Below are 17,495 nucleotides of genomic sequence, written 5' to 3'. Positions count from 1 at the left end.
TAGGGCAAAGCCAGATGCAAAGGCCCCCGCAGAGTTTCGGTTCTGCGGGGGCCTTTTATTTGTCTGATACCTTGCGGGCCTTGCTATGCCGTCAATGACTTGACGAAGCCGTCGACCTCGACGGTGAGGTGACGGGCCTCGGCGAGAAGGTCGCTTGCCGACCGTCTGACATCGCTCGCCACCTGTGTGGACTGCTCGGCAGCCTTGGAGACACCTTCGATATTGTTGGTCACCGAGAAGACACCGTCGGCAGCGCTGTTGACACCATCGGCAATGACGCGGGTTGCGTCGGCCTGCTCGGCGATGCCTGCTGATATCTGTGTGACGATCTCGTCGAGAGCCCGGTTGGTCTGGGCGATGGCATCAATGGCCTCGGCGCTCTGCTCGGTGGCGCTCTGGATGTCGGCGATCTGGGTGCTGATCTCCGTGGTTGCCTTGGCCGTCTGGGTGGCGAGGTTCTTCACCTCGGAGGCCACCACGGCAAAGCCCTTGCCGGATTCGCCTGCCCGGGCAGCTTCAATGGTTGCGTTGAGGGCGAGCAGATTGGTCTGGTCAGCGATCTCCTGAATGAGCACGACAATCGCGCCTATGCGTTCGGCTGCCTCGGTCAGGGCCTTGATCCGGATGATCGTGCTATCCGCGGCGGAAACGGCTTCCCGCGCCTTTTGTGCCGACAGGTCGATCTGGTGGCTGATGGCGCCGATGGACTGGCTGAGGCTTTCGCTCGCGTTGGCGACCGAGCGGACCGAGATGTTCGTTTCCTCAGAAGCCCTGGTTACCGCCGTTGCCTGAACACAGGTTTCTTCCGAGCTTCCCGTGACAACCACAGCGGCGTCTTCCATGGCCTGTGCGCGCTGGATCAGGGTTTCGGAAATGCCGCCAATGACCTTGCGGAAGCGTTCGGCAATCTCGGCTGCTTCTCTGGCCTTGATGTCACGCTCGCGTGCTTCGTGCTGCTTCTGGTTCTGTTCATACTCAGCCTTCTGCACGGCATTGCTCTTGAAGACGACAAGAGCTCTGGCCACTTCGCCGATCTCATCCTTTCTGTCCTCTCCGCTCACCGTGATGTCAAGGTGTCCGGATGCCAGTTCCTTCATTTCGCCAACCGAGCGATGAATGGCCCGAGAAATGCTGCGGCCCAAGTAGATTGCGAGGGCAAGAGCCGACAGGGCAAAGAAGGCGGCAATGGAAGACAGGCGCCAGAGCCTGCTTTCAAATCCGCCAATCCGGATCTGGAGCATGTCATCAAGCTCAACAACTGTTTTCTGCCAGAGGGCATCGGAAGCGGCGACGAAATCTGCTCTTGCCTTGGAGACAAGGGGAACGGATTCTGTCGGGACACCATCGGAATAGTCGAGGCTTTTGTTGGCAAGGGAGAGATACCGGTCGGTGGCGTCTTTCAGGCCAGAAGCAGAGGCAGACAGGGCTGCGCGGCGATCGGTTGTGCCCTGATGCTCATAGATTGTCTCAAGCGAGGCAAAGGTGCCGTCAACGATGTCCTGCAATGCGCCCAGATTGGCGGCGAGCTTACGGCGGTTTTGTTCGCTGTAATCCGCTTCCAGCGCCGTGTTGCTGAGATAGAGCTCGGTTGACAGCTTGAGCAGGCTGGGCAATTTGACCACGATCACATCCATGGCGTAGTAGCTGTCGAGATCGGGGTCGAGAATGAGGTTGGATTCGTTACCGACCCGGGTGATCAGATCGACGGTCGATGCAAGAAGGGCCGTCGGGTCGGAGCCTCTTTCAATATCCGTCGCCAGGTCCGAGGCTTGCTGTTCGGAACTCATCTGTGTTCCGTAAGCCAGCGTTGCTTCCTTCAGGGCTGTCGTTGCAACCTGCTTGTTGTCGGCGATCTTGTGCGTCAGGCCTTCGAGCACTGGCCAGATTGATTTCAAATATTGATCGCCGTCGAATTCCTTCGAAGCAAAGGCAATTTCCTTGTTGCTCTGATTGACGAACATATAGGCCAGCATGATCGTCGGGATCATGAGCAGGGCAACGATAAAGGCAATTTTTGAAGAAATTTTCATTGGGGTTCTCTGAAAGGCAATCCTATCTCTTTGATAAAGACATGCTTTTCAGGGGCAGATTAATTTTGTCCTAACCCTGTTTCGGAGCTGAATCTGCGAAATTGCCTAAAAAATGACCTTGGTAAAATTAACCTAAGTTAAAATACTTATATATTGCGATTTGACTCTATATGTAACGATCACCAAAAACGAGTTTTTGTTGCGTAAGACCAAAAAACGAACAGGGTCGCCAATAAAACAGGCATTCAATATGCGACAATTTTTCAGTGGATAGTAAAATCCCGTATCCTGTGTTAGCCTGCAGAAGTTGCTTGATGAAGAGGAGGATATCAATGGCCAACAAGGAAAACCCTGTGATGGACTATGCGGAACACTATCACACCTACGATCTCTTCACCGGTCTGGTGAAATATGGCGCGATCTCGAGCATTGTCATCGTTGCTCTGATGACGATTTTTCTGCTCTAGGAGTCCCCTGCCTCGGGTGATGCGGTACAGCCATACTGGCCGCGCCGTTGGCGGGCCGTTGTCTGTGTGGGAAAGCGCCGATTGATTTTTCAATTTTGGAAAAGACAGCATTACTGAAGGCGAGTGCCGAAGCGCCTGCCTTCACACCCAGTCATTTGAATTTTGAATTGATCAAGCCCGGTTTCTGAGCTTGCGAGTACGGTTCATGCCGTTGACCGCTGGCTCGTAATTGGGATTGATGAATTTCGCACGGGAGAAGGAATCATAGGCCTTCTCGTAGTCACCGGCTTTTTCAAGTGCGATGCCCTGATTGGCCCAGGCGCGATAGTTCTTGCGATCCATCCTCACTGCGTTGGAGAAGTCTCCGAGTGCACCGCGCATGTCCCCTTGTGCGAGATAGCTGACGCCGCGTGAGTTGAACGCATCCGGGTTGGACGCATCAAGGCTGAGGGCAAAGGTGAAATCTTCAATGGCCTGCGCATGATTGCGCTGCTGCTGGAAGATCAGGCCGCGGTGATAATAGGCACGCGGATCGCGTGTCTTGGCGATGATCGCCTGATTGTAATCCGAAACTGCCTGAGACAGCTGGTTGGCAACCCGGTAGATGTCGCCACGCCCGATCAGCGCGACGTCATAGGTCGGGTCAAGGGCGATCGCCTGATTATAGTCAGCCAGTGCGGCCTGCATGTTGCCCATCTTCTTGTAGATGAGGGCTCGGTTTGCATAGGCCTGATGGAAGTTCGGATTGAGCTGGATGGCGCGGGTGTAGTCCTGCAGGGCAAGATCAAACTGCCCGGACCGGCCATAAGCCGTGCCACGAATGTTATAGGCATTCGGATCGCTCGGGCTCTTGGCAACCACCTGATTGAGAGAGGCGATGTTGTCGGCCGTGCCGGCGTTGCGATCGAAATCGGCACCGCTTTGCATCCCGGCGGTCTGACAGGCTGCGAGTGCAAAACAGAGGCTTGTGACGGCAAGGAACGACTTGGTTTGTTGCTTGCTAATCATATTGAGACCTCATTCAGTGTTCGCAAATCAGACAATTGTCGCTTCAGCTCTGTGTCTCGCAGGCCAGTCTGTCCAAATTGCGGCAGACTTTTCGGAAAATTGTGTCATCGACAAGAAATCAACGACAAATGGCCATTTTTCGAGATATGGGTCGAATGGGCTGAGCCTTGATCATCAAGCCTTGTTCCATTCCAGCAGTCAACACAACAAAACGAGATCAGGCCCCTGCGGGGACCTGATTTCGATTCATCAAACCTGTGACTGGCAAGAATGCACAAGTCAGGCTGAGACAGCTCTGCGGGCGCTCCTGAAGAGGGACGCCTATCCGATGAAGACTGGGTCTATCGCATTGCGCAGAGAAGTCTCCGCGCAAGGATATCAGTGACCACGGCCTTTGGACGGAAGCAAACCTTCGCGCTGAAGGCGTTTGCGAGCCAGCTTGCGTGCGCGACGCACAGCTTCAGCTTTTTCACGGGCCTTCTTCTCGGATGGTTTTTCATAGAAATTCCGCATTTTCATTTCGCGGAATACGCCTTCACGCTGGAGTTTCTTTTTCAGCGCCTTCAAGGCTTGATCAACATTGTTATCGCGGACGAGTACCTGCACGCGTCAATCCCTAAGTTCGTGATGTCTGGATTATTTGAAAAAAAATCGGTCACCGCCTTGGCAGCGCCCGAACTTTGGTCGGCGTTCTACCAGACCCTTGAATGCTTGTCCATAGCAAGTGGTCTGTTTTGAGGAAAAAACACCGAAAAGTCTGGCATTAGCTGCTCTTAATGGGGGTTATGTGGTTGGCATGACCCATTTTGCGACCGTCCCGCGTCTCTGCCTTGCCATAGGAATGGAAAGAGGTTGCGGGGCTGGAAAGCAGCTCCTGGCGCCTTTCGATGTCGTTGCCGATGAGATTGGTCATGACCACGTCGCTGTGGCGAGTCGTATCGCCCAGCGGCCACCCCGCGACGGCGCGGATGTGCTGCTCGAACTGGGACACCAGACAGGCGCTTTCGGTCCAGTGACCGGAGTTGTGAACGCGCGGGGCCATCTCGTTAGCAATCAGACGCTTTTCGAAGGTTTCTGGCAGCAGGAACAGCTCGACGGCGAGAACGCCGACATAATTGAGTTTCTCGGCTACCAGCTCGCCGATCTTGCGTGCTTCGGCAGCGATTCCCTCGCTGATGTCGGCAGGCACCGTGGTGGTGTTGAGGATCTGGTTCTTGTGAACATTCTCGGCGATGTCATAGGAAACAATCTGGCCCTGGGCATTGCGCGCCGCGATCACCGAGATTTCGCGCTCGAAGGGAACGAAGGCTTCAAGAATCGCTGGCTGGGCACCGATGGCCTCGAATGCGCCGTCAAGATCCTCGATCTTTTTAAGGAAGACCTGCCCCTTGCCATCATAGCCGAATCTGCGGGTCTTGAGCAGGCCCGGCAGCCCGACGGCCTCAACGGCTTCCATCAGTTCTTCCTGAGAGGAAACTTCCTTGAAGTTGGCTGTCTGGATGCCGATCGACCGGAAGAAGGTCTTTTCGACGAGACGGTCCTGAGAGGTTCTGAGGACGGTTTCGTCCGGCAGCACCGGCAGGCGCTTCTTGAGGAAGTCGACGGTCGGGGCAGGGATATTCTCGAATTCGTAGGTGACACACTGCACGGCTTCGGCAAAGGCGGTGAGGGCTTCTTCGTCCTCATAGTCGGCGCAGGTATGGAAGGCTGTGACATCAAACGCCGGGCTGTCCGGATCCGGGCAGAAGATATACGTCTTGAGCCCCAGTCTGCTGGCTGCCAGAGCCATCATGCGGCCCAACTGTCCGCCGCCGAGAATGCCGATTGTATCACCTGGGTTGAGCATGTTGTTTGCCTTCCGATTGAACCTGTTGCACCTGACCTCTGGGCCTTACTTGTCTTCGTCGACCGGGGCGAGAGCGATGGAGCCTGTCTGCTCCTGCCGCCATGCATCAAGCCGACTGGCAAGGGCGTCGTCGTGGGTTGCCAGAATGGCCACAGCCATCAGGCCGGCGTTGACGGCTCCGGCGCGGCCAATGGCCAGCGTGCCGACGGGGATGCCAGCGGGCATCTGGACGATGGAGAGAAGGGAATCCTGACCGCTGAGCGCCTTGGACTGCACGGGGACGCCAAGGACGGGCAGGGAGGTCATGGCAGCTGTCATGCCGGGCAGATGCGCAGCACCTCCGGCGCCAGCGATGATGACTTTGAAACCGTTTGCGCGGGCGGATTTTGCGAAATCAGCCATGCGATCGGGCGTCCGGTGTGCGGAAATGATCCTGGCCTCATAGCCGACCCCGAGGGTGTCGAGAATGTCGGCTGCGTTCTTCATGGTCGACCAGTCCGATTGACTGCCCATGATGATGGCGACGGGTTTGTCAGAGTTTGCCATGAAAGGGCCTCCCCAAAGCGATTGCACGGTCTGTTCTGGTGTGCCGCTGGCCGGATCAGGGCTGCATCATCGGCGGGAAATGCCGGATGAGCGAAGGGTTGTCCGGTTGTGCACACTCGAAAGTGTCTGCGTCTGTCTGGATCCGGAACCGGTTCGGGAGATTTGCCCGTGTCTGGCTCAAGCACAGTGGATTATTGACCCATGTGGATCAGAAGTGGCGCAGTATAGACAAATTCATTTGCGGAACAAGTCGAAATATGTGCACAAAAAGCTGTGGAATGATGCTCTGCTGATAGCAGCGCAAGCGCGATCCGCCCTTTGCGATCAGGCGATGATATCGGGGAAAAGTTCGTTCTCCAGGCGCTCGATTTCGTCCTTCAAAAGGAGTTTTTTCTTCTTCATCCGCTGTATGGGCAATGCATTTCCGCCGGGCCGTGCTTCAAGGGCCTGAATGGCCAGATCCAGGTCGCCATGCTCTGTTCTCAGGTGGGTGATCTTGGTGCGGATCTGAGCTTCTTTTTCAGGGGTCATCGTTTCGCGCCGGTTTGATAAAATTCAGTCATTTCAATAAATTAATTGAATAGAAAATGCAAGCGAGACGATATGCTACATCTAAAGATGTAATCAATCGTAAAAATTAATTTTGGCCTATCTGTTTAAAAAATAGAGAGTCGACAGTATGTAATATGTATGACACAATCGAAGTGTCTCAACCGAACCCATGGAGGTGTTAATGTCGTTAGATTCTCGGATCCAAGAATTGCAGCGCAAGCATGATGAATTGGATAAGGAAATTGAGGAAGCTATTGCCCACCCTTCTATTGACGACCTTGAGATAGCGGAGATGAAACGGCGAAAATTGAGTATGAAAGACGAGATCGCGCAGCTCAGGACTGCCAGCTGATCCTGTTGTTCCTCTAGATTGATCAAGCCGCGGACAGTTGCCGCGGCTTTTTTGTTGCCTTGTTGCTTGCTCTTGTTGGAAAATTGCCCACCATGCGCGCATTTGGCGCAGCTTGCCAGCAGTAAGACTTGTCTCCGGGCAGCGCAGAGCGGTTGAATGCTTGCCAAGGCAAGGGAAAGCATCCGGCACGGGCTGTTCTATTTTCCTTCGGTGCAGAGCGCCCGTCTTTTACAGGGTCTTTGCCTTCTTGCGCAGGACATATTTCTTGATTTTGCCCGTTGTTGTCTTGGGCAGCTCTCCAAACACGATCCGTTCCGGCACCTTGTAGTGGGCCAGATGCTCGCGGCACCAGGCGATCAGATCGGCCTCGCTGGCCTCGTGTCCCTCGGTCAGTTCGACAAAGGCGCAGGGGCGTTCCCCCCACTTCCCGTCTGCCATGGCAACGACCGCTGCCGCTTCCACATCGGGATGCTTGTAGAGCGCATCCTCGACCTCGGTGGAGGAAATATTCTCGCCCCCGGAAATGATGATTTCCTTTGAGCGGTCGCGCAGTTCCAGATAGCCGTCCGGATGCATGACTGCCAGATCGCCGGAGTGGAACCAGCCGTCATAAAAGGCCTGGTGGGTAGCGCCTTCATTCTGAAGGTAGCCCTTCATGATGGTGTTGCCCCTGAACATGACCTCGCCGGGGGTTTCGCCATCGGCGGGCACCGGCTGCATCGTGTGTGGCAGCATCACGGCCATGTCTTCAAGAACCGGATACCGTACACCCTGCAGCATCATCCTGTTGGCGCGTTCCGGGGCGGGCAGGGCATCCCAGTCTTCGCTCCATTCGTTGATCACGGACGGGCCGTAGGTCTCTGTCAGGCCATAGACATGGGACAGCCTGAAGCCGAGCGCCTGCATCCCTTCCTGAATCTCTCTTGGTGGAGGGGCGGCGGAGGTGATGAATTGGATCGGTTGTGGCAATGGCCGCTTCTCGGTTTCATCGGCGGCAAGAAGAATGGTCATGACCACCGGCGCACCGCACAGGTGGGTGACCTTCTCCTTCACGATGGCATCGAAGATCTGTCCGGCCCGTACCTGCCTGAGGCAAATGTGGGTGCCCGCGACCAGCGATAGCGCCCACGGGAAGGACCAGCCGTTGCAGTGGAACATGGGCAGGGTCCACAGGTAGACCGGATGTCGCCCGAGCTCGGCGGTCAGGGCGTTGGACATGCCCATCAGATAGGCGCCGCGATGATGATAGACCACGCCCTTTGGGTCGCCTGTCGTGCCGGATGTGTAATTGAGGGCGATAGCGTCCCATTCATCCGGAACGCCCGGCCATTTGAACGCCGGATCGCCTTCGCTCAGCAGGTTCTCATAGTCCAGCTCGCCAATGAAAGGGCCCTCGACAGGGTATTGCGTATCCTGATATTGCACGATGATCGGGTCGATTTCGGCGATCTCGATGGCTGTTCGCAGCACCTCGGCAAATTCTGTGTCGACGATGACGAGCTTTGTGCCTGCATGGTCCAGCTGGAAGGCGATCAGCGCCGCATCAAGCCGGGTGTTGACCGTGTGCAGCACAGCCCCCACCATGGGGACGCCATAGTGGACTTCCAGCATCGGCGGGACATTGGGGAGCATGACGGAGATGACGTCGCCCTGCTCGATACCCCGCGCAGCAAGGGCCGAAGCCAGTTGTCGGCAGCGGCTGAAAAAGTCACGATAGCTCTTTCGCTCTTCGCCGTGCACCCACGCCGTGCGATCGGGATGGACGAGGGCGGCCCGCTCCAGAAACGAGATTGGAGAAAGCGGCACATAGTTGGCTGCAGTCTGGTCAAGATGCGTTGAAAAGCGTTTGCCCGTCATGGCCTCGTTTCTCCTGTTTGCTGGCTCCCTGAGGTCGTTCACTGAAGTCGTTCTCTGAAGTCGCTCTCTGGCAACTATCAAAGCGGAGGAATGCAATAGTTTCAATTGGCCATTGGGATTTGTTGGTAGGCTCCTTGCCCTGCGCCGGTCGCTTGCGTCGCTCAAACCGGCACGATGCCCTGCAGGCCGGGATGGGGGTGAAACGGGCGCAACAGCCCCTCCTGCGCGCCCTCAGGATCAAGGGCGCTATCGGGATCGGGGCGGAGGTGAACGCTCTTAAAAGGCTCAGAAAAGCTTGCTGAAGCTGTCAAGGCACAGCTTGAGGGCAATGAGGAACATCGCCGCATAGGAAATGCGGTAGAAAGCCCCCTGACTGATGCGCTTGATCAGAAAAATACCGATCATCGTGCCGACCGGAGCAAACGGGACGAGCGCGAGAGTGGTCCACAGATTCTGCGTCGAGAACTGGCCGAGGGCGAAATAGGGGATCAGTTTGACCGAGTTTATGGCGGTGAAAAAATAGACCGAGGTCCCGGCAAAGACCAGCGACTTCATGCCCAGCGGCAAGGTGTGGATCTGGTAGGGAGGGCCACCGGCATGGGCAATGAAACTGGTCAGCCCGGTTATCGTGCCCCATACGGCAGCGGAGATCGGCCCTCGGGTGGCAATGGCCCTTTTTCGCAATGTGCGCCATGTGTAGTCGGCGACAAAGGCAAGAGCGGTGAGACCGACAAGAAACTTGATGATCTGCTCGTTGAGATACCCCGCCAGGAGCCAGCCAAGGCCGATGCCGATCAGGGCATAGGGCAGCATGCTTTTGAGGACGCTCCAGTTGGCCTTGCCGCGATAGGCGATGAGGCCGACAAAATCCATGCAGATGAGAATGGGCAGCAGGATGGCTGCGGCCTGAATCGGTGAAATGACGAGGGACAGGATCGGAACCCCGAGCATTGCAAGCGGCGCACAAAAGCCACCTTTGGCAATGCCCACCAGAATGATGGCCGGTATCGCCGCGAAATAGAAGGATGGATCAGTGATCATGGTGGACTGTGTGTGATGGCTTCGGGTTTGTTTTGGTCACTATGCGGTGCAATTGTATCAATTTAGCGCGGGTACATCAAAAAGTCGAACGAAATTAAAGACTAAACCCTTCTTTCGCCGAATAGACCCAACTCTTGGCCGCAGGTAATCATAGGCGAAATGGTTTAACCGCTGGGAGGCGTGAATGGCAGCAGCTTACAAGGAAGTCTATGAGGGATGGAAGAGCAATCCGGAAGAATTTTGGGCTAATGCAGCCAAAAAAATCGACTGGGTGAAGCCTGCAAGCAAGATTTTTGATCCTGATGCTGGGACTTACGGTCGCTGGTTTGCCGGTGCGGAATGCAACACCTGCTACAATGCGGTGGATCGCCACGTTGATGCCGGACACGGGCAGCGTGATGCGCTCATTTATGACAGCCCAATTACCGGGCACAAGGAAACCTACACCTATCTCGATGTCAAGCTGCAGGTGCAGGCGCTGGCGGCGGTGCTGCTGGACAGCGGTGTCGAGAAGGGCGACCGGGTGATCGTCTATATGCCGATGATTCCGCAGGCGGTGTTTGCCATGCTCGCCTGTGCCCGTATCGGCGCGGTGCACTCGGTGGTGTTCGGTGGATTTGCGGCCAACGAGCTGGCCACGCGCCTCAATGATGCCAAGCCCAAGGTGATCATTTCCGCATCCTGCGGTGTCGAGCCCAATCGCATTGTCGCCTACAAGCCACTGCTTGACGAGGCAATCGAGCTGGCAACCCACAAGCCCGAGAAGTGCATCGTGTTCCAGCGCAAGGAACTGGTGTGCGATCTCAAAGCCGGACGCGATATCAACTATCACGCCGCCATTGTCGACGAGATCGAGCGCAAGCGCGTTGTCGACTGTGTGCCGGTGATGGCAACCGACCCGCTGTATATCCTCTACACTTCAGGCACCACCGGCCAGCCCAAGGGTGTTGTGCGCGACAACGGTGGCCACATGGTGGCGCTGCACTGGAGCATGGAGCATCTCTATGGCATCAAGCCCGGAGAGGTCTTCTGGGCCGCGTCCGACGTGGGCTGGGTGGTTGGTCACTCCTACATTGTCTATGCGCCACTGTTGTTCGGTGCAACCACCGTGGTGTTTGAAGGCAAGCCGGTGGGCACACCCGATGCGGGCACCTTCTGGCGGGTGATCAACGAGCACAAGGTTGTTGCACTGTTCACGGCGCCAACCGCTTTCCGTGCCATCAAGAAGGAAGATCCGAACGGCACCTTCATTGGCAAATATGATCTTTCGTCGCTGCGGACCCTGTTCCTTGCCGGTGAACGAGCCGACCCGGACACCGTGAAGTGGGCCGAGGACATGTTGAAGGTTCCTGTCATCGACCACTGGTGGCAGACGGAGACCGGCTGGGCGATTGCCGCCAATCCGGTGGGGATCGAATTGTTGCCGGTGGTGCATGGTTCGCCGACCGTCGCCATGCCCGGCTATGACGTGCAGATCGTCGGGGCGGACGGGCATCCGGTGGCCGCCAACGAGATGGGCAATATCGTGATCAAGCTGCCGCTGGCGCCGGGCAACCTGCCGGGGCTGTGGCAAAATGATGCGCGCTTCAAGTCCAGCTATCTTGAAGAGTTCCCGGGCTACTACCAGACCGGCGATGCGGGCTATATGGACGAGAACGGCTATCTCTATATCATGTCGCGCACCGATGACATCATCAATGTCGCCGGTCACCGTCTGTCAACGGGTGCCATGGAAGAAGTTTTGGCAGGGCATCCCGATGTTGCCGAGTGTGCCGTGATCGGCATTGCGGACAAGCTCAAGGGGCAGTTGCCTGCCGGCTTTGTGGTGTTGAAATCCGGGGTTGACCGGGCACCGATGGAGATCGAAAAGGAGCTGATCAAGCTGGTGCGCGACAAGATCGGCCCAGTGGCGGCCTTCAAGATCGCGGTTACGGTGGATCGCCTGCCCAAGACCCGCTCGGGCAAGATCCTGCGTGGCACCATGCGGGCCATTGCCGACCACGAAGAATACAAGATGCCTGCAACGATCGACGATCCGGCCATCCTCAGTGAAATCGAGGATGCGCTGCGCGAGCATGGTATCTGAGCGGGAATTGATGGCCGTGGGCCTGTAGCAAGAAACAAAAAGGCCGGGTTGAAAAACCCGGCCTTTTTTGATCGGTGGATGCGCCGTCAGGTCATCAATCCTCGTCGTCATCATCCTTGGACGATGACTGGAAGTTGGCGAAGACCGAGGCGGCATCCGGAATGATGTCGTCGTCGTCAATCGGCTTCTGGGTCGGCTTGAAGTTGCCAAACGGATCGGCCGGGGTCGTTGCCAGGGATTCTTCCGGCGACAGCAAGGTCGGATCTTCCTGATACTCCTGCTGAGCGGGAGCGTCGGCGGCGGATTTCTTGACTTCAAAGTCAAGGTCGATCTGCTTGCAGATACCCAGCGTGACGGGATCCATTGGGGTCAACTGTCCCGAATTCCAGTGTGTACGGTTGCGGATGGCCTCAATGGTCGGCTTGGTGGTGCCAACCAGACGAACGATCTGCTGGTCTTTCAATTCGGGATGATTGCGCACCAGCCACAGAATGGCGTTCGGGCGATCCTGCCGCTTGGAAACCGGTGTGTAGCGCGGGCCACGACGTTTTGCCTCGGGCACGGTCACCTTTGGCGGTGCCAGCTTCAGGCGGTATTTCGGGTCTTTCTGTGCCTTCTCGATTTCTTCGCGGGTCAACTGACCGGTCATGACGGGGTCCTGGCCCTTGATACCCTGGGCGGCCTCTCCGTCTGCAATCGCTTTGATTTCCAATGGATGCAATTTGCAGAAAGCAGCAATCTGGTCGAAAGACAACGCAGTGTTATCGACCAGCCAGACTGCGGTTGCTTTCGGCATCAATGGTGCATTCGACATGGTACATCCTCATTGTAGCTTGACCTGGGTTTCTTCCAGATCAGCCTCTCAAGACTCGTTTGAATTGACAGGGAATAGCCGGACTATACTTGCATTGGGCGCAATGCGCAAACAAGAAAACGCCCCATTTGTTGATTTGGGGGCGTTTTTGACTGTTTATGCGCTTGTTCTTTGGCCTATTCCACGAGGCGGAGATTGCTCAGCTCGGATGCAATGCTCTGGAATACCTCGGACAACTCGTTGGCATTGCTGACACTCTTGTACCATTCTTCCTTGCTGGCACAGCTCTTGAGCATGTTGGCCGAGGATACGGACGGATAGCCAAAGAAGATCGTGAAAATCTTGATTTTCCGGCTGCTGTCAGAGATGGCATTCTTGGCGGCCTCGCAGGCTTCAACGGTGCGCTTGTTCATTTCGCCGACAATCGAGGAGGAGCCCGAAATGCGACCGTCATCAGACCAGCCATAGGCATGGTAACTGTCGTTGTAATAGGTGTTGTCACCATCGGTCATGATGATGAGGGCCTTGATATTCTCCTCGTCATCATAGCCTCGGCCCTCGGTGAAGGGGGCTTGTGGCGAGAGCAGGCGCAAGCCCCAGATGGTGCCCATGTGAATGTTGGTGGCACCATTGGCTCGCATGGTCGAGATATGGGTCTTGATGGCGGTGGTGTCGTGGGTCAGAGGCATGATACGCGGCATGTCGCACAAATAATTGGGGCTATAACCGCTGGTGTTGATGGTCTGTTTGTAATAGTAACCAAAGGCATCCTGATCAGCCTTGGTCTGATTTCTGGCAAAGCCGGCACGTGGCAGATAGTAGTCCCAGCTCCAGTAATTGTAATGGTGGTTGTTTTGTTCCCGCCTGTCCGGATGGAAGAAGGGAACGAAATAGCTGTCCGGTCTTGCTGACCCCGGTGTGGTGTCTTCGATGTCAAACGGATGCGGGCGCGCTTCGACGCAGCCAGCCCATTTCACTGCACGGCGGGTATAGGGATCTGTCAATGTGTTGAAGAGATCGAAGCGTTTGGCTTTGGGAGGCAAGTTTTCCTGATGAATGGAAGAAACGCCCTCCTGATCGAGCCATTGGGAGTCTTCAAGGCCTTCTGGCAATCGCACCAACTGGGTAAAGGGCACGATGCCAAAGCTGAGGGCATCGTCGTCCTGCTTTTTCTCGTCCAGAGTTTCAACCAGTTCGGTGGCTGCATCTCTGAGGGCCTGAATTCTGGTCTTGGTTCCCGCAGAGGAGGCCATGGAGCCGGAGTTGTCGAGGACCATGACGACTTCCAGCGTCTTGTTGCCGGCGACAGTCTTGGACACGATGGAGAAATCGGACGACTGGATGTCCGCCAGCTGCATGAAGGTTGTTGGGGTTGAGCCGGATGCCCAGACCTTCAGGGATATGGGGTTTTGCTCGATTTGCACGAGGTCGATTTTGACAGTGCTGCCGCTCGGGCCATTCGCGCCCACATAGGCTTCAATCATGCTGCGGATTTCGCCGTCGGTCAGTTTGCCAACCTGTTTGACAGCGGCCAGCGTTGCCGCATCAAGGGCATCCTGTGCTTCGGAACGGGCAAGCGAGATGCGGGCATAGTCAACCGCAGCACCCAGCATGAGGATGATGGGAATGAGGGCCACGGCAAGGATAATGGCAATTGCTCCGCTTTCATCGTGCAGAAAGGAGCGTTTTTCTGCTTTGGCACCATCGCCGATATGGTCCGGTTGAGCGGCAGAAGGCGACTTGCGTGAGCGAAAGCTTGAAAAGAGATGCGAGACAATGCGCATGGCAGATCCTGTATGGACATCGCAGGATGTCCTTTGGGCAAATAACTTTCCCTATTCAACAGGATTTGCCTTACTAATTCATTTCGCCTCTCCGGGTTTTCACGAGGGCGGCCGCCTTCCTTAATTTGGTGTAAACAAACAATTAAGATGAACTTTGTCTGACCAGAAAAACGAAAAGTGAGGGCAGTGCCCTCACAGTTCCAGCATGATCTTGCCGATGTGATTTGAGCTTTCCATCAGCTCATGCGCTTTTACGGCTTCCTCGAACGGAAAGACTTTGTAGATCTGCGGTTTGATCAGGCCGCAGGAGAGAAGCTGCCAGACTTCCTTTCTCAGATCTGCTGCGATTTCGGCCTTTACCTCGTAGGAGCGGGCGCGCAGGGTTGATCCGGTGTGGATCAGGCGTTTCATCATCAGGCGACGGAAGTCGACTTCGGCAACGCCGCCGTTGAGGAAGGCGATCTGGACGATGCGACCGTCTTCGGCAGCAATGACATAGTTCTTGGAGATATAGTCACCGCCAACCATGTCCAGAATGACATTGACGCCCTTCTTGTTGGTCCAGTTCTTGATCTCGGTAACGAAGTCCTGGGTCTTGTAATTGATGGCGAGGTCGGCGCCCAGATCGAGGCAGGCCTTGCATTTTTCCTCGCTGCCTGCGGTCACTGCAACCTTGGCGCCAAAGGCCTTGCCCAGCTGCACGGCGGTGAGGCCGATGCCTGACGAGCCGCCATGGACCAGCAGTGTTTCCTCGGGGCGCAGCTTGCCGCGCTGGAAGACGTTGTGCCAGACCGTGAAGATGTTTTCCGGTACGCTGGCGGCTTCCGTGAAGCTCCAGTTCTTGGGGATTTCGAGAACACTGCCGGCATGGGCGACGCAATATTCGGCATAGCCACCGCCGGACACCAGAGCCGTTGCCTTGTCGCCAACATTCCAGGTCTTGACGTTGGCACCAACCTTTACGATCTCGCCTGCGACTTCCAGTCCCAGAATGTCCGATGCACCCGGAGGAGGCGGGTAGTTGCCTGCGCGCTGGATGCAATCGGGACGATTGACGCCCGCGGCCTTGACCTTGATCAGCACTTCATCGTCCGAAGGTGTGGGAACAGGGCGCGTGATGATTTGAAGCTTTTCCGGTCCTCCCGGCTCGGGGGCCACGATTGCTCTCATTTCCGTTGCTATCTGCATGATCATACCTGTCTGGCTGGAGTTTTCTGACATTGCGTCATTTCTAGCCGAAAAACCCGGTTAAGGGAATGCGCTCAATGGCTTAATGATATTCTGTCCATCAGTGGGATTGGGTGGTTGGTGGTGAGTTCAAGTATATATAGGTAAATTTTTTGTTGTTCCGTGTAAATTGTAATCAAAATTTTGTATATTTATGTTTAAATTTCGGATGTATTCTGAATATTTAAATTGTTTTTTGGTATTTAACGAAAAATTAATTATTATTTGCGTTAATTAGACTATCCAATATTTTGGATTTCGAGTGGCTCCTGTCACTCTGTTTGACGCCTCCCTGTTAACTCCTGAGAGCCGCTGGTGCGGCTCTTTTTTTGTGCGAGGAGACAGGAGTAAACGAGGCCGGATAGCCCCCCCGTTCTTACGATGCTCGACGGTCGAACCTCTGATGGTGTCTGTCGCGCCAGATGTACCCCGCTGTTAGAGAATTGTTAACCAACTGGATGGTTCCTGCCGTTTCGGAGCGGGAATTCCTTTGCCGAAGCAGGTGGCAATTTGTATCAAAATGGGGCTCTCTTGCATTGGTCATTTTACTGGTTTGGGGCGCTGGTTCGTTCACCTCAACATATTTGCTTCACATGTTTTGGCAAGCCTGCCCGGAAATGTTGGCTCTTGGCCTCCGATTCTGATAATGTCTCGCATTAACCTGACCAATCTGGCGCTTTTTAAGCTGCAGGAGCATCTGTCAATATTGCATTTCGTCAATGGCATGGTTTGTGCTTGTTATTCTCCGAAATGACAATTTGGTGCAATGTCTGTTTGAATTTGACACATCGGACATGGTAGGCATGGCCAGGCATTTGGAGGTCACATGAACGACAAGCGAAAGCATACCCACAGCTCCACCCCGGTATCCTTCGGGGCAAAGCTTGCAGATTCCGATAGTTTCAAGACCCTCTTCAGGGACGGTATGGCGCTGGTTGAAGAAGCTGCCGACTATCTTGATGGAGAAGGGCGCGCCGAGGCGAAGAGTTTGCCACGGGTGGCCTCGCTTGCCTATGCGACCGAATCCATGCGCCTCACAACACGACTGATGCAGATGGCTTCCTGGCTGTTGCTGCAACGGGCTGTCAATGAAGGCGAAATGACGCTGGAACAGGCCGGGCAGGAAAAGAACAAGGTGCGTCTGCATGGGCTGTCTTCCTCCAAGGAGAGCCCAGGGTGGGACGAATTGCCGGTTCGCCTGCGTGACCTCATCGAACAGTCCATGCACATGCAGAAGCGCATCCGTCATCTCGATGAAGTGATCTATTCCAAGCGGGCTACCGATGACAGTCGGGACATCCCCTTGCAGGCCAACCCGGTTGGCGATCAGATAGGCATGATTGCCAACGCCTTTGCGGCAAGGGCCGCCGACTGAGCCTTCAGAGCCATCAAGATAGAAGCGCGAGGGGTGTCATTTTGGCACCCCTTTTGTTTTGCAGGGCACCGTTTTGAACTCAACGGTCTTCTGGCCTGTTGTGGACTTGAGCAGGCACAAAAAGGAGCAGGCACAAAAAAAACCCGATGTCGACGACACCGGGTTTTTGAAACAGCAAGCTGTGGTCGCAGGGCTTAGGCGCCCAGGAAGCCAGCAAACTTATCCTTGAAGCGGGATACGCGACCGCCACGGTCCAGCAGCTGGTTGGTAGAACCAGTCCATGCCGGATGGGAAGTCGGGTCGATATCCAGGTTCAGGGTTTCGCCCTCGGAACCATAGGTGGAGCGGGTCATGAATTCGGTGCCATCGGTCATGACAACTTTGATCATGTGATAGTCAGGATGGAGTTCTTTTTTCATCGTCAGGACGTCCTTAGCGGTCAATCAACCAGTGACAAGGTGAGCCTCGAGCACTTGGTCGATCAAAAGTGGGTTTCGGAATATGCCTGGC

The 17,495-nt window shown here is 55.5% G+C and carries 16 protein-coding genes; 4 read left to right on the top strand and 12 right to left on the bottom strand.

The window, feature by feature from the left end:
• Positions 1-83: 83 nt before the first annotated feature.
• A complete protein-coding gene (locus DSL70_RS19020; RefSeq protein ID WP_119309549.1) occupies positions 84-2,030 on the bottom strand; it encodes a methyl-accepting chemotaxis protein in 1,947 nt (648 codons plus the stop codon).
• A 332-nt stretch (positions 2,031-2,362) separates the two neighbouring features.
• On the opposite strand from DSL70_RS19020, the gene DSL70_RS19015 reads away from it, so the two are divergent.
• Positions 2,363-2,497, top strand: a complete 135-nt coding sequence (locus DSL70_RS19015) for an aa3-type cytochrome c oxidase subunit IV (RefSeq protein ID WP_245418284.1) — start codon at positions 2,363-2,365, stop codon at positions 2,495-2,497.
• 171 nt (positions 2,498-2,668) lie between these two features.
• Here DSL70_RS19015 and DSL70_RS19010 read toward each other — a convergent pair whose 3' ends face one another.
• From DSL70_RS19010 to DSL70_RS18990, 5 genes are all read right to left on the bottom strand, one after another.
• Positions 2,669-3,505 (bottom strand): tetratricopeptide repeat protein, encoded by an 837-nt coding sequence (locus DSL70_RS19010; RefSeq protein WP_119309547.1) that lies wholly within the window; start codon positions 3,503-3,505, stop codon positions 2,669-2,671.
• A 378-nt stretch (positions 3,506-3,883) separates the two neighbouring features.
• A complete protein-coding gene (gene rpsU / locus DSL70_RS19005) occupies positions 3,884-4,111 on the bottom strand; it encodes a 30S ribosomal protein S21 (protein ID WP_090073227.1) in 228 nt (75 codons plus the stop codon).
• 157 nt (positions 4,112-4,268) lie between these two features.
• Complete coding sequence (locus tag DSL70_RS19000) at positions 4,269-5,351, bottom strand: 5-(carboxyamino)imidazole ribonucleotide synthase (protein WP_119309546.1); 1,083 nt, start codon at positions 5,349-5,351, stop codon at positions 4,269-4,271.
• Positions 5,352-5,396: 45 nt separating this feature from the next.
• Positions 5,397-5,897, bottom strand: a complete 501-nt coding sequence (gene purE, locus DSL70_RS18995; protein WP_119309545.1) for a 5-(carboxyamino)imidazole ribonucleotide mutase — start codon at positions 5,895-5,897, stop codon at positions 5,397-5,399.
• A 324-nt stretch (positions 5,898-6,221) separates the two neighbouring features.
• Positions 6,222-6,428: a YdcH family protein gene (locus DSL70_RS18990; RefSeq protein ID WP_119309544.1), complete on the bottom strand. Its 207-nt coding sequence runs from the start codon at positions 6,426-6,428 to the stop codon at positions 6,222-6,224.
• Positions 6,429-6,630: 202 nt separating this feature from the next.
• Here DSL70_RS18990 and DSL70_RS18985 point away from each other — a divergent pair, with 202 nt between their 5' ends.
• Positions 6,631-6,801 (top strand): YdcH family protein, encoded by a 171-nt coding sequence (locus tag DSL70_RS18985; RefSeq protein ID WP_119309543.1) that lies wholly within the window; start codon positions 6,631-6,633, stop codon positions 6,799-6,801.
• Between the two features lie 228 nt (positions 6,802-7,029).
• Here the strand turns inward: DSL70_RS18985 and DSL70_RS18980 are convergent, their stop codons facing one another.
• Together DSL70_RS18980 and DSL70_RS18975 are read right to left on the bottom strand one after the other, a co-directional pair.
• Positions 7,030-8,658 carry an acyl-CoA synthetase gene (locus DSL70_RS18980; protein WP_119309542.1) on the bottom strand — a complete coding sequence of 543 codons (1,629 nt, stop codon included), beginning with the start codon at positions 8,656-8,658 and terminating at the stop codon, positions 7,030-7,032.
• A gap of 285 nt (positions 8,659-8,943) precedes the next feature.
• Positions 8,944-9,699: a sulfite exporter TauE/SafE family protein gene (locus tag DSL70_RS18975; protein WP_119309541.1), complete on the bottom strand. Its 756-nt coding sequence runs from the start codon at positions 9,697-9,699 to the stop codon at positions 8,944-8,946.
• Between the two features lie 184 nt (positions 9,700-9,883).
• On the opposite strand from DSL70_RS18975, the gene DSL70_RS18970 reads away from it, so the two are divergent.
• A complete protein-coding gene (locus DSL70_RS18970) occupies positions 9,884-11,785 on the top strand; it encodes a propionyl-CoA synthetase (RefSeq protein ID WP_119309540.1) in 1,902 nt (633 codons plus the stop codon).
• 94 nt (positions 11,786-11,879) lie between these two features.
• Here DSL70_RS18970 and DSL70_RS18965 read toward each other — a convergent pair whose 3' ends face one another.
• The 3 genes from DSL70_RS18965 to DSL70_RS18955 form a co-directional block, all read right to left on the bottom strand.
• Entirely contained in the window at positions 11,880-12,599 is a 720-nt protein-coding gene (locus DSL70_RS18965) for a DUF1013 domain-containing protein (RefSeq protein WP_119309539.1), read from the bottom strand.
• A gap of 176 nt (positions 12,600-12,775) precedes the next feature.
• Complete coding sequence (locus DSL70_RS18960) at positions 12,776-14,383, bottom strand: TadE/TadG family type IV pilus assembly protein (RefSeq protein ID WP_119309538.1); 1,608 nt, start codon at positions 14,381-14,383, stop codon at positions 12,776-12,778.
• A 192-nt stretch (positions 14,384-14,575) separates the two neighbouring features.
• Positions 14,576-15,604, bottom strand: a complete 1,029-nt coding sequence (locus tag DSL70_RS18955) for an NAD(P)H-quinone oxidoreductase (RefSeq protein ID WP_245418283.1) — start codon at positions 15,602-15,604, stop codon at positions 14,576-14,578.
• Positions 15,605-16,436: 832 nt separating this feature from the next.
• Here DSL70_RS18955 and rcdA point away from each other — a divergent pair.
• The gene (gene rcdA, locus DSL70_RS18950) at positions 16,437-16,985 is read left to right on the top strand and encodes a protease adaptor protein RcdA (RefSeq protein ID WP_119309537.1); all 549 of its coding nucleotides are present in this window, start codon (positions 16,437-16,439) and stop codon (positions 16,983-16,985) included.
• 194 nt (positions 16,986-17,179) lie between these two features.
• Here rcdA and rpmE read toward each other — a convergent pair whose 3' ends face one another.
• A complete protein-coding gene (gene rpmE, locus DSL70_RS18945) occupies positions 17,180-17,404 on the bottom strand; it encodes a 50S ribosomal protein L31 (RefSeq protein WP_119309536.1) in 225 nt (74 codons plus the stop codon).
• Between the last annotated feature and the right edge of the window lie 91 nt (positions 17,405-17,495).

The organism is Cohaesibacter haloalkalitolerans (assembly GCF_003574655.1).
GTDB lineage: Bacteria > Pseudomonadota > Alphaproteobacteria > Rhizobiales > Cohaesibacteraceae > Cohaesibacter > Cohaesibacter haloalkalitolerans.
The sequence above is the reverse complement of the archived record's forward strand: the minus strand, read 5'-3'. Positions and strand labels throughout refer to the sequence as shown.